The sequence below is a fragment of the Kluyvera sp. CRP genome, from assembly GCF_019930565.1.
GTDB classification, from domain to species: Bacteria; Pseudomonadota; Gammaproteobacteria; order Enterobacterales; family Enterobacteriaceae; genus Kluyvera; species Kluyvera georgiana_A.
In genome coordinates, this window is the sequence record NZ_CP082841.1 from 4,544,282 (window position 1) to 4,556,563 (window position 12,282).

Below are 12,282 nucleotides of genomic sequence, written 5' to 3' on the forward strand. Positions count from 1 at the left end.
AAACCGCGAGGAGCCCGCATGGAAATGCTTGAAGAGCACCGCTGTTATGGCGGCTGGCAGCAGCGCTGGCAGCACCATTCCACCACGCTGAACTGCCCGATGACGTTCAGCCTGTTTTTGCCACCGGAAGGCAAAAAAACGCCGCCGCCAGTGCTGTACTGGCTGTCCGGTCTGACCTGCAACGACGAGAACTTCACCACCAAAGCGGGCGCGCAGCGTGTTGCCGCAGAATTGGGTATTGTGCTGGTCATGCCGGATACCAGCCCACGTGGCGAAGGCGTGGCTAACGATGCCGCTTACGATCTTGGCCAGGGTGCTGGCTTCTACTTAAACGCCACCCAGGCGCCGTGGGCCGCCCACTATCGCATGTACGATTACCTGCGTGACGAACTGCCGGCGCTGATTCAGGAACAGTTTAACGTGAGTGAACGCTGTGCCATCAGCGGCCACTCGATGGGCGGCCACGGCGCGTTAATGCTGGCGCTGAAAAATCCGGGTCAATATTGCAGCGCTTCGGCCTTTGCGCCCATCGTCAACCCAAGCCGTGTGCCCTGGGGAAAGAAAGCCTTTAGCGCCTATCTCGGTGACGATATCGCACGCTGGGCCGAATGGGACAGCACCGAGCTGTTGCTGGCGAGCCGCGCTGAAGCGCCGGTTCCGCTACTCATTGACCAGGGCGATAACGATCAGTTCCTGGCCGACCAGCTACAGCCTGCGGTGTTTGCCGAAGCCGCGCGGCAGAAAGACTGGCCGCTCACCCTGCGTATTCAGCCGGGTTACGACCATAGCTATTACTTTATTGCCTCCTTTATTGAAGACCATCTGCGGTTCCACGCGGAGCATCTCTTTGCGTAGATAAGCGCAGCGCCATCCGGTAATCTGCCCTACCCTGCCGGATGGCGGCGTAAACGCCTTATCCGGCCTACAAATCAGCGCCCGGCAGCGAGTAGGGATACGCCTTACGATACTGCAACGGCGTTTTGCCCATATTCTTGCGAAAACAGGTAATAAACCACGCGTATTCGGTAAAACCGACCCGTTCAGCAATTTCCCGCACCGAGAGCTGTGAATGCAGCAATAATTCGCAAGCCTGACGAATTCTCCGCATCATCAAATATTCCTGAATCGTGCCGCCGGTTTCATCATGAAAACGCCGCGAGGTGTGTCCGCGCGAACAGCCCATTACCGCCGCAATCTCCTCCAGTGAACAGCGTTCGTGGTAGTGATTTTCCAGCCAGCGAATGATGGTCGATGAAAAGGTATTATGCCCGGTCGCCTGCTCCTGCTGCGGCAGCAGGCTAATCAGTTGCATAATCAGGAAGGCGCTGTCGCTGGTACTCCAGCTCTCCTCATGGGTCAACGTTTCAAAGCGCTGTAACAGCGTTTCAATCACCGGCTGCAGGTCGCCCACATCAAACACCCGCGCCTTCTCACCGCGGCCACACAGCTGGCGCAGCAGCATCTGCTGACGGGGAAAATCCCGTAACCACGGTTCTAACAGCAGCGGGTTAAAGTGCAGGGTCGTACGATGATAAAGGTTACGTTCATCCTGCTCGACGTACACCTTGTGCAGCTTACCGGGCGGGAAGATAAACAGGCGACCCGGTTTGACCGTGTACTGCTGGTGTTCCATCAGCGCAATCCCGACCCCACGCGACACCGAGAGAATCTCCGCACACTGATGCCAGTGATAGTAATTGGCCGGCATATTTTGCATACGATTGAAATAAATCGATTTATCGTTGAGATGGATCTGCTCAAGATAAGTCGTGTCTTCCGTTCGCTGGGAGTGGGCCACCGCGTTTGCCTCGTATGTTAATAAACTTAAACTTTCATCATCGAAGTAAAACTTTCAGGCCAAAATACGCCATAAAATTATTTTTAATTACCTGAGATACGTAAAAGTAAGAGCGCAATCACATTTGCCACACGGGGCAACTTCCTATTATTCGTCCGCCATCAACGATATGAAACGGGATTTCATCATGCGGACGAAACAAGAATACAGTGCACAATTAACACGTTGGATTACGGCAGCCGTTCCTCATCTGTCGGCCGATTGCACGCGCCTTCACGCAGGAAACACCGCTGCACAATACCCGGACGAGGTGGCCGGGATGGAAGGTTTTATTCGTCTGCTGTGGGGGCTGTTTCCACTGGTTAGCGGCGGCACAACGCCGGAGTGGCACGATAAATTCATCACCGGCGTGCGCAACGGCTGTAACCCGCAGCATCCCGGCTACTGGGGGGATGTCGGCGATAACGATCAGCGCTGCGTTGAGATGGCCGCATTTGGCCTCGGGCTGGCGCTACCGAACAACGGACTGTGGCAGGCGCTGTCCGCCGCGGAACAGGATAACCTCGTGCGCTGGCTCAGCCAAAGCGCGGATGTCGCCGTGCCGGACAATAACTGGCACTTTTTCCCGGTGCTGATTCAACTGGGTCTGAAATGCGTTGGCCGTGAATATGACATGGCGGTGATCCACCGGCATCTCGACGCCATCGAACCCTTCTGGCTGGGCAACGGCTGGTACTGCGACGGTAAAGGTAAACCGCGTGATTACTACATCTCCAGCGCCTTCCATTTCTATGGCCTGATCTACAGCCATTTTATGCAGGATATCGACCCGGAGCGCTGCCTGCGCTATCGCCAGCGTGCCCAGCAGTTTGCCCAGGATTATCGCTATTACTTCACCGCCGACGGCGCGAGCATTCCGTTTGGCCGTAGCCTGACCTATCGCTTTGTGCAGGTCGCCTTCTGGAGCGCCGTGGCCTTTACCGGGCTGGACGTCTTCACGCCTGGCGTGGTCAAAGGGTTGATTTTGCGCAATCTGGAGCACTGGCAGACGCAGCCGTTTATCGACGCAGATGGGCTATTTACGATCGGCTATGCCTACCCGAACCTGATTATGGCCGAAGACTACAATAGCCCCGGTTCACCGTACTGGGCGCTGAAGGCAATGCTGATTCTGGCATTACCGGAAGAGAGCGCCTTCTGGCAGGCCGAGTGTGAACCGCTGCCCGCGCTGGAGACGATCCACCCGATTCCCGAAGCCGGGCAAATCATCGTCCACAGCAGTGAAAACCGCCACGCCTGGATGCTGATGTCCGGTCAGTTCGACAAGAACAACTTTGTCAACTTTGAACAAAAATACTGCAAATTTGCCTATTCCAGCCAGTTCGGCTTCACCCTGGAGCGCGGGCGTTATGGGCTGAATCACGCCGCCGTCGATTCCATGCTGCTGTTCAGCACGGGGGATGACTACTATCGCGGCCGCCGCGAGTGCGAGCGTTCGCAAGTGACCCCACATTGGGTACGCAGCGAGTGGCGTCCGTGGCACGACGTCGAAGTCACCAGTTGGCTCATCCCGCTGGAAAGCGGCCACATCCGCATTCACCGCGTGAACACACCGCGGGCGCTGAACTGCGTCGAAGGGGGATTTGCCGCCAACCGCCACCGCCAGATGCGGCTCGAACAGCTTGCCGATGCCGTCACTGTGCAAACGGCAGATGATTACAGCCAGGTGGTCAATCTTTGCGGTGACCGCCAAACGCTCATCGTCACCACGCCGCCAAACAGCAATGTGCTGTACGCCGCCCCAGCCGATATTCCCTGCCTGTCCGCGTCGCTGAGCGCCGGTACCCACTGGTTGGCCTGCTACGTTAGCGCCGACCTGGGCACCACGCGACCGCTGCCGGAGGGGCTGGAGTTTGACCCTGCTACACGACAGTTAACCGTGAACGGTAACCCGCTCACGCTGGTATAAACCTGACCTCTGAATCACGGCGGAGACCGTAATGACAACCACAATTCAGTCGACTCGTTCGGCGTATATCAAGTTAAGTCTCTTTGTTTTCCTCTTCACCTTTACCTGGGCGGCAAGCTTTGGCCTGTACGCCATCTGGCTTGGCGACAAAGCCGGGCTGGACGCTGTCGATATTGGCACCGTGTTTGCGGTGAATGGCGTATTCGCCGTAGTGATTAAGCCGGTGTACGGCTACATCATGGACAAAATCGGCATGAAGAAGCACCTGCTCTATTTTGTCTGTATTGTCTCGGCGCTGATGGCTCCCTTCTATATTTGGATCTATCTGCCGCTGCTGCAAAGCCACTTTATCAGCGGCATGATCGTCGGCGCGCTGTTCTTTAGCCTCGGCTGGTATGCCGGCGTCGCGGCGGAAGAATCCTATGTTGACCGCTTCAGCCGCCTCTACAACATGGAGTTTGGCCGCATCCGCATGTGGGCGGCGCTGGGCTGGGCCACCGCCTCGTCGTTCTCCGGCTTCCTCTATAACATCTCGCCTAAAATCAACTTTGCCATCAGCAGCGTCTCGGCGCTGTGTATGTTCGCCGTGCTGCTGACGCTCAAGGTCGACCATTTCGGCCAGGAGGAAAACAACGTCCTGTCGAAAGATAAGATTGTGATTACCGACGTGCTGCACCTGCTGGCGAACCGCAAATTCTGGATGTTTGCGCTCTATATTGCCGGCGTGGCGTGGATGATGTTTATCGCCGAGCAGCAGTTCTCCCGTTACTTCGTCACCTTCTTTGCCACCAAAGAAGAAGGTAACGCCATGTTCGGTTATATGAGCACCGCCCAGTCCGCCGCCGAGTTCTTCGGCATGATGCTGGTGCCCGCCATTATCAATCGTATCGGTGCGAAGCAGGGGATGCTGCTCACCGGGTTGGTGATCAGCCTGCGCTTGATTATCTCCGGCCTGACCAGCGACCCGCTGATTATCTGCCTGGTGAAACCGCTATACGGCATTGAAATCGCGCTGATTCTGGTGTCGGTGTTTAAGTATATCGCCGAGCATTTCGACAAACGCGTTAACGCCACCATGTACCTGCTGGGCTACCAGGCGATGATTTACGTCGGCTCTATCGTGGTCGCGCCGCCTGCGGGTTACGCCTATCAGACCATTGGTTTTGAACATACCTATCTGATTATGGGCATCATCGCCCTGGTCTTTACCGGCGTATCCGCCCTCACTCTCTCTGCCTGCTACAGCCACAAGAAGAACGCTGTAGGCCAGGAAATCAAACACGAAGCGATTAATTAAAAACGGGAATATGACAGCATGACGTCTGAAACGATCAGCAAAGAACCGCTCGCCTGCCAACCGCTCCAGCCGGGCGAACGTGAAGCACTTGGCCGTAAAATTCGCGGGATAATGCCCGACCTGCTGAAAGCAATTGAGAGTAACGCGGACTACTTTGGTCAGCGTTTTCCGGATGCGGCCTGCGAGAAAGGGATCTATCCCATCATCGACAATATTGAGTGGACCACCAGCTTCTGGACCGGCCAGCTGTGGCTGGCCTATGAATGGACCGGGCAGGCGCGCTATCGCACGCTGGCGGAGCAGCATATTCATTCGTTCGGCCAGCGGATTATCAATCGCGATCATACTAACCACCACGATCTGGGCTTCCTCTACAGCCTGTCATGCGTGGCGGGCCAGCGCCTGACCGGCAACCGCGAAGCAGGCTATATCGCCCTGCTCGCTGCCGAAGCGCTGATGGAACGCTATAACGAAAAAGCCGGGATCATCCAGGCCTGGGGCGAGCTGAACAACCCCGAACAGCAAGGGCGTATGATCATCGACTGTAATATGAATCTGCCGCTGCTGTACGAGGCCAGCCGCGCGAGCGGCGACCCGCGCTACGCCGAGGCGGCAAAGCAGCATATTGAGCGCGCGCGTCGCTATATCGTGCGTGAAGATGGTTCGACCTTCCACACCTGGTATATGGACGTTGAGACCGGCGCGCCGCGTTTTGGCAACACCCATCAGGGCTTCTCCGACGACTCCTGCTGGGCGCGCGGCCAGGCATGGGGCGTTTATGGCTTCCTGCTGAACTACCTGTATACCGGCGACGAACGCCTGCTGGAACTCAGCCAGACGCTGGCGAACTATTACCTGAATCGTCTGCCAGACGATCTCATCTGCTATTGGGATCTGGCGCTCACCGACCCCACCAGCGAACGCGACAGTTCAGCAGCTGCCATTGTCGCCTGCGCGCTGCTGGAATTAGTAAAACATCTCCCGGCCACGCATCCGGATAAGGAGAGCTACGAAACGCTGGCGCTACGCATGATCGGCAATATGATCGACGGTTATGTGAATCGTGAACATACGCCGGGCCAGGGGCTGCTGAAGCATTCGGTGTACTACTTCAAAGGTGGAATTGGGGTGAACGAGTGCTGTAGCTGGGGGGATTACTTCCTGATGGAAGCGATCACGCGGGCGGTACAGAACTGGCGTAGCTACTGGTAAGAGAGGTTGCCCGATGGCGCTACGCTTATCGGGCCTACGCGAGCGCGCAATATGGTCGCGCAGGGTAAAACCCGGCACGACCATCATCACTGGTTAGAAGCGGTAATCCACTGCCATAAAGTAGCGGCGGCCATCTTCGTTATAGCTGTAGTCGTCGCGCGACAGATCTTTATCCCCGAGGTTCAGCACGCCCGCGCGCAGCTTGATGTCCTTGGTTGCCTGCCACGCCCCGCCGAGATCCCAGGTGGTGTAACCGCCCGGCGTTTTGGAGGTTTCGCTCACCGCGCGCTGCTTGCCGTTATAGCGTGCCGCCAGGTAGAACGACCAGTCCTGCACCGGCGTCCAGTCCAGACGCCCATTCGCGGTATGGAACGGCAGTTCCTGTAGCGGTTTATCCTCGCCGTTGCTCAGATCGCGACCGTCGTTATAGGTGTAGTTCAGCGTCACCTTCCACTCATCGCCAAACGGCACCTTCAGCTCGGTTTCCACGCCGCGAATACGCGCTTTATTGACGTTATAGTAGGAGAATACCGGCACGCCATTGTCAAAGCCGACAAAGTTCGGATAGCCCGGCGCGGCGTTGCGATCGCGCGTACGACTCACGTTAATCATATCGTCAATATCGTTCTGGAAGGTGGTTACGCTGCCCTGCACGCCTTCCAGCCAGCCCTCTTCCCCCTGGTAATAAAGACCGATTTCAAAGCTTTCGCTGGTTTCCGGTTTCAGGTCCGGGCTACCGACAATACGACAGCCGCCGCGGCACGAGTTGGAACTCCAGTCCGGGCTAAGCTGAAGCAGCGATGGCGCTTTAAACGCGGTTGCCCACCCCCCTTTCACCGTTAGCGTATCGGTGGCGCTATACACCAGATACGCACGCGGGCTCCAGTGATCGCCATAGGTCTGGTGATCGTCCATACGGATCCCGGTGGTCAGCGCCAGCGGTTCGAAGATGCGCCACTCGTCTTCGAGGAATAGCGCATACTGGCTGGCGGAGGTTTCGCTGCTGGAACCGCCGGTCAGGTTGACCGGATCGCTCAGCTTATCGTGACGCCATTCGCCGCCAAAGGTCACCAGTTGATTAATCGCCCCCAGCGGCAGCACGTATTTGCCGTCGATGGTGTTACTTTGCGAAGTGATATTACTGCTATTGCCCGGATTCTTGTTGACCACCTTTTCGCCGTAATACTTCAGTTCGCTGTTACCTAAATCCCAGCGTCCGTTGTGGCTCAGCGAGTAGTTCTGGCGCTCCAAACGGTTACGGTCGAGAGAATCGGAATCACGGTCCTGTCGGTCGAAACCGTAACCGGCGGTGATGTCGTTATTTTCATTCGGCGTCCAGGCAAACTCCACGTTACCGTCGCGGCTGGTGTAACCCTCGATGCGCGGTGATTCGCCGGTGGTACTGGTCGTCGAACTCTGCGGACTATCCTTCTCGCGCTTCGACAGGCTCCCAAACGCCTTCATGCCCAGCACGCCGTCCACCAGCGGGCCGGAGGTGAAGAACTGGCCGTTCCAGGTATCGCCGCGATCGCGATGTTCCTGAATGGTGGTATCGGCAGTGACGGAACCGGTCCATTTCGCGCCGATTTTTTTGGTGATGATATTCACCACGCCGCCCAGCGCATCAGAACCGTAGAGGGAAGACATTGGGCCGCGCACCACTTCGATACGTTCGATGGCGTCAACCGGGATCCAGTTCAGGTCGAAGTCGTTGTGGCGGAAAACGGCGTTTCGCGAGTTAACGCGTTTACCGTCGATGAGAATCAGGGTGTAGCTGCTGTCCAGACCGCGAATGCTGACGCCCTGACGGTTATCCCCCTCGTTGGTGAGCTGGACGCCCGGCACTTCTTTCAGCACATCTTTCAGGTTCTGCACCGGCTTGCGCTGCAAGTCTTCCTGGGTAATGACGCTGATGCTCGCGGGGGCATCCTTTACGCTTTGTTCGGTAGCCGCCGCCGTCACGACCAGCACTTCATCATTATCTGCGGCCGCTGCGGGCAGCGCCAGGGACATTACGGACGCGCACAGTCCGCCCCGAACGATGGGGTTTAACCTAAACATTTCCTTTCTCCATGAGGTGAATACTGAATTAAAACAAAAGGATCTTACTCACAAATGCTGCTTGATACCGCTCACTGGCGGCCTGTTTTTTATGCAGATGTGGCTGGTCCCTCCGGCATCAGCTTCACCGGGATAAGGAAGTGGCTTCATCCATTTGTATGGGCATGGATGATAAAAGTAATGATAATAATTATCAATTAAGATTATTTAAAGTTATGTCAAGACGTAACAAAAATGCCGCGCATAAAAAAACCTCTCCGAAGAGAGGTTTTTGTTATCACCGGGAACCCGACGCGTTATTTCTTAAAGCGTTCCGGGAAGTGCATTTCGCTATAGCGAACGAAGTGCGTACCACGGGTCAGCTTGTAGCCGAACCAGATAACCAGGAACAGCGGGATACCGATATAGGTCGCCGCGACGCCGCCCCAGTCGATGGTATCGGCGAGGAACGCTTCGTAGTTCTGGCCCAGCGTGATAATCAGGCACAGCACGAAGGCGAAGATCGGCCCCAGCGGGAAGAACCCGGAGCGGTACGGCAGGTTGTTAATATCGTGACCCTGCATAACGTACCCACGGCGGAAGCGATAATGGCTAATCGCAATCCCCAGCCAGGCGATAAAGCCGGTCATCCCGGAGGTGTTCAGCAGCCACAGGTACACGGTCTGGTTGCCGAACATTGAGGTCAGGAAGCACAGACCGGCAATCACGGTAGTAGCATACAGCGCGTTACGCGGCACGCCGCCACGGGAGAGCTTCGAGAAGATGCGCGGCGCTTTGCCATCGCAGGCCAGGGTGTACAGCATACGGGTAGAGGCGTACATGCCGGAGTTACCCGCCGACAGTACCGCCGTCAGGATAACGGCGTTCATAATCGCCGCCGCAGAGAGCAGACCCGCGTGCTCGAACACCAGAGTGAACGGGCTGACGGAGATATCCTTCACGTCGTTACGCAGCAGGCTTGGATCGGTGTACGGAATAATCAGGCTGATGATCAGGATCGCGAACACATAGAACAGCAGGATACGCCAGAACACCTGACGCACAGCGCGCGGGATATTCTTCTCCGGATCTTCAGATTCACCCGCCGCGATACCAATCAGCTCGGTGCCCTGGAAAGAGAAACCGACAATCATTGCCACGCCGATCATCGCCGACAGGCCGCCAGCAAACGGCGCGTCACCGGTTGTCCAGTTGCTCCAGCCGACCGGCTGCGCGCCCTTGAAGATACCGAGGATCATCATAATGCCAACGACGATGAAGATAATCACGGTCGCCACTTTGATCAGCGAGAACCAGTATTCCGCTTCGCCGAATCCCTTCACAGAGATGTAGTTCAGCAGGAAGATAACGCACAAGAACAGCGCGCTCCAGATCCAGCCCGGCGTGTCCGGGAACCACCAGCTCATCACCAGCTGTGCGGCCACGAGGTCAACGGCGATGGTCACCGCCCAGTTGTACCAGTAGTTCCAGCCCAGCGCGAAGCCGAAGCCCTCTTCCACATAGTTCTGACCGTAGGTGGCGAAAGAGCCGGATACCGGCATATAAGCCGCCAGCTCGCCCAGACTGGTCATCAGGAAGTAGACCATCAGGCCAATCAGAATATAGGAAAACAGCGCGCCGCCCGGGCCCGCCTGAGAAATGGTTGCGCCGGACGCAACAAACAGACCCGTACCGATAGAACCGCCAATGGCGATCATCGTCAGGTGACGCGCCTTGAGTTCGCGACGTAACGCGGGCGCTTGTGTGGTTTTCGTTTCGGAACCCATGTGAAAATGCTATCCATCCAAAAAATGAGGCGCGATTGTAGCAGACGATTCCGCTATATCACGGTAGAAATGCGCAGTTATAAGAGACCTTCATGATTGGTCTCTTATTATAAGTAAAGCATCCACTGGCGGTTTTAGATATCGCAGTAGCGCAAAAAGCGCTTCAGAGCATTAGAAAGATGCTTTTGCCGATGATGGATGCGCCACAGCGTGCGGCTCAGCTTCGGTAGCGGGATGGTCACCTCCTTCAGCGTACCGGCCTCGAGCTGCTCGGCAATCACCCGCCGCGACAGGCAACTGACGCCCAAATCATGGCGCACGGCGTGTTTGATGGCCTCTGAGTTACCCAACTCCATTCCCATCTGGAACTGCGGCAGATGTGAAAGCAGTAAATAATCAACGATTTCACGCGTTCCAGAGCCTTTCTCACGCAGGATCCACGGCACCATCGCCAGCTTTTCCAGCGTGACCTCACCCTGCAACCAGGCGCTGTCTGGCGCGGAGAACACCACCAGCTCATCCTCCAGCCACGGTTCGGCAATGATATCCGCCGAATGGCACGGCCCCTCAATCAGGCCAATATCGACGCGGAAATCGGCCACGGCGTTAATCACATCCTGGCTGTTGCCCACGCTCAGCTCCAGCGGCAACGAAGGAAAATCTTTGCGATAGCGCGCGATAATCTCCGGCAAAATATAGTTGCCGATAGTACTGCTCGCATACACGCGGATGGCGCCGTTATCTTCACGGAACAGCTGTTCAATTTCGCCCGCCTGCTCCAGCAACGCCAGCGCGCGCGGGTACAGCAGCCGTCCGTGCTCATTGACCACCAGCCGCTTGCCGACGCGGTCGAAGAGTTGAACGCCGAGCTGCCCCTCAAGGTCAGTGAGCGCCGCGCTGACCGCCGACTGCGACAGCGCCAACATCTGCGAAGCCTGAGTCGTCGAACCGCTTTTCAGCACTTCCGCAAAAACTTCTAACTGCCGCAGCGTGATATGCATATGTTTTCAGCCCGCAAGAGCCGCCCTTACCAGTTATTACGATTAATTATAAATATATAATCAATTTTACCTTTAAGCCAGCCGAGCGTAACCTTTTAGCCAGACAAAGGAGAAGGTTATGACACAAGTCACCTTAGAAACGCATCATCATCGCGGTATCAAACATTTTATCCCTGGGCTCGCACTGAGCGCCGTGATTACCGGCGCGGCAGTCTGGATCGGCAATATCCCGGCCGTGGCAGGCGTCGGCATGAGCGCACTGACGCTGGCCATCCTGTTTGGGATGGTGATTGGTAACACGATTTACCCGAAACTCTGGCAGTCGTGCGACGGCGGCGTGCTGTTCGCTAAACAGCATTTACTGCGTCTGGGCATCATTCTTTACGGTTTTCGTCTGACCTTCGCCCAGATTGCTGACGTGGGCGTGAGCGGAATTGTTATCGACGCCCTGACGTTGTGCAGTACCTTTATGATGGGCTGCTGGCTCGGGCAGAAAGTGTTCGGTCTGGACAAACACACCAGTTGGCTGATTGGCGCCGGTAGCAGCATCTGTGGTGCTGCGGCGGTACTGGCAACCGAGCCTGTTGTTAAAGCCGAAGCCAGCAAAGTGACCGTCGCGGTCGCAACGGTGGTGATTTTCGGGACGCTGGCTATCTTTATCTACCCGGCCATGTACCCGCTGCTGGCGCACTGGTTTACCCCTGAAACCTACGGCATTTACATCGGTTCGACCATGCACGAAGTCGCGCAGGTAGTGGCAGCCGGTCATGCGGTGACGCCGGAAACCGAAAACGCGGCGGTGATTGCCAAAATGCTGCGCGTGATGATGCTGGCTCCGTTCCTGCTGTTTATGGCAGCGCGTGTAAAACAGCTGGCTCCGGCAGGCGCGTCGCAGAAAAGTAAAATCACGATCCCATGGTTTGCCATCATGTTCATCGTGGTCACTATCTTTAACTCGTTCCATCTGCTGCCCAACAGCGTTGTGCAAATGCTGATTACGCTGGACACCATCCTGCTGGCGATGGCCATGGCAGCGCTGGGTGTGACCACTCACGTTAGCGCACTGAAAAAAGCCGGTGCGAAACCGCTGATGATGGCGCTGGTGCTGTTCATCTGGCTGATTGTTGGCGGCGGTGCGATTAACTACGCGATTCATTACCTGATGGCATAATCGACAA

At 56.4% G+C, this 12,282-nt stretch carries 9 protein-coding genes; 5 read left to right on the top strand and 4 right to left on the bottom strand.

Annotated features, from left to right (window positions below):
• Window positions 1-18: 18 nt before the first annotated feature.
• Window positions 19-855 (top strand): S-formylglutathione hydrolase, encoded by an 837-nt coding sequence (gene fghA / locus K7B04_RS21600; RefSeq protein ID WP_163447606.1) that lies wholly within the window; start codon window positions 19-21, stop codon window positions 853-855.
• Window positions 856-922: 67 nt separating this feature from the next.
• Here fghA and K7B04_RS21605 read toward each other — a convergent pair whose 3' ends face one another.
• Window positions 923-1,798 (bottom strand): AraC family transcriptional regulator, encoded by an 876-nt coding sequence (locus K7B04_RS21605; protein WP_223802998.1) that lies wholly within the window; start codon window positions 1,796-1,798, stop codon window positions 923-925.
• Window positions 1,799-1,985: 187 nt separating this feature from the next.
• Between K7B04_RS21605 and K7B04_RS21610 the strand changes: the two genes are divergently transcribed.
• Genes K7B04_RS21610 through K7B04_RS21620 form a run of 3 tightly spaced genes read left to right on the top strand, consistent with a single transcriptional unit; the run spans window position 1,986 to window position 6,276 of the window.
• Window positions 1,986-3,767, top strand: coding sequence for a DUF2264 domain-containing protein (locus K7B04_RS21610; protein WP_223802999.1), 1,782 nt, complete (start codon window positions 1,986-1,988; stop codon window positions 3,765-3,767).
• Window positions 3,768-3,798: 31 nt separating this feature from the next.
• A complete protein-coding gene (locus K7B04_RS21615; protein WP_064544102.1) occupies window positions 3,799-5,064 on the top strand; it encodes an oligosaccharide MFS transporter in 1,266 nt (421 codons plus the stop codon).
• Between the two features lie 18 nt (window positions 5,065-5,082).
• Window positions 5,083-6,276: a glycoside hydrolase family 88 protein gene (locus K7B04_RS21620; RefSeq protein WP_223803000.1), complete on the top strand. Its 1,194-nt coding sequence runs from the start codon at window positions 5,083-5,085 to the stop codon at window positions 6,274-6,276.
• Between the two features lie 93 nt (window positions 6,277-6,369).
• Here the strand turns inward: K7B04_RS21620 and cirA are convergent, their stop codons facing one another.
• The 3 genes from cirA to yieE form a co-directional block, all read right to left on the bottom strand.
• Complete coding sequence (gene cirA / locus K7B04_RS21625) at window positions 6,370-8,337, bottom strand: catecholate siderophore receptor CirA (protein WP_223803001.1); 1,968 nt, start codon at window positions 8,335-8,337, stop codon at window positions 6,370-6,372.
• Window positions 8,338-8,633: 296 nt separating this feature from the next.
• Window positions 8,634-10,103: an amino acid permease gene (locus tag K7B04_RS21630; protein WP_163447602.1), complete on the bottom strand. Its 1,470-nt coding sequence runs from the start codon at window positions 10,101-10,103 to the stop codon at window positions 8,634-8,636.
• Window positions 10,104-10,237: 134 nt separating this feature from the next.
• Window positions 10,238-11,104 (bottom strand): DNA-binding transcriptional regulator YeiE, encoded by an 867-nt coding sequence (yieE, locus tag K7B04_RS21635; RefSeq protein WP_223803002.1) that lies wholly within the window; start codon window positions 11,102-11,104, stop codon window positions 10,238-10,240.
• A 118-nt stretch (window positions 11,105-11,222) separates the two neighbouring features.
• Between yieE and K7B04_RS21640 the strand changes: the two genes are divergently transcribed.
• The gene (locus K7B04_RS21640; RefSeq protein WP_223803003.1) at window positions 11,223-12,275 is read left to right on the top strand and encodes a YeiH family protein; all 1,053 of its coding nucleotides are present in this window, start codon (window positions 11,223-11,225) and stop codon (window positions 12,273-12,275) included.
• The last annotated feature ends 7 nt before the right edge of the window (window positions 12,276-12,282 follow it).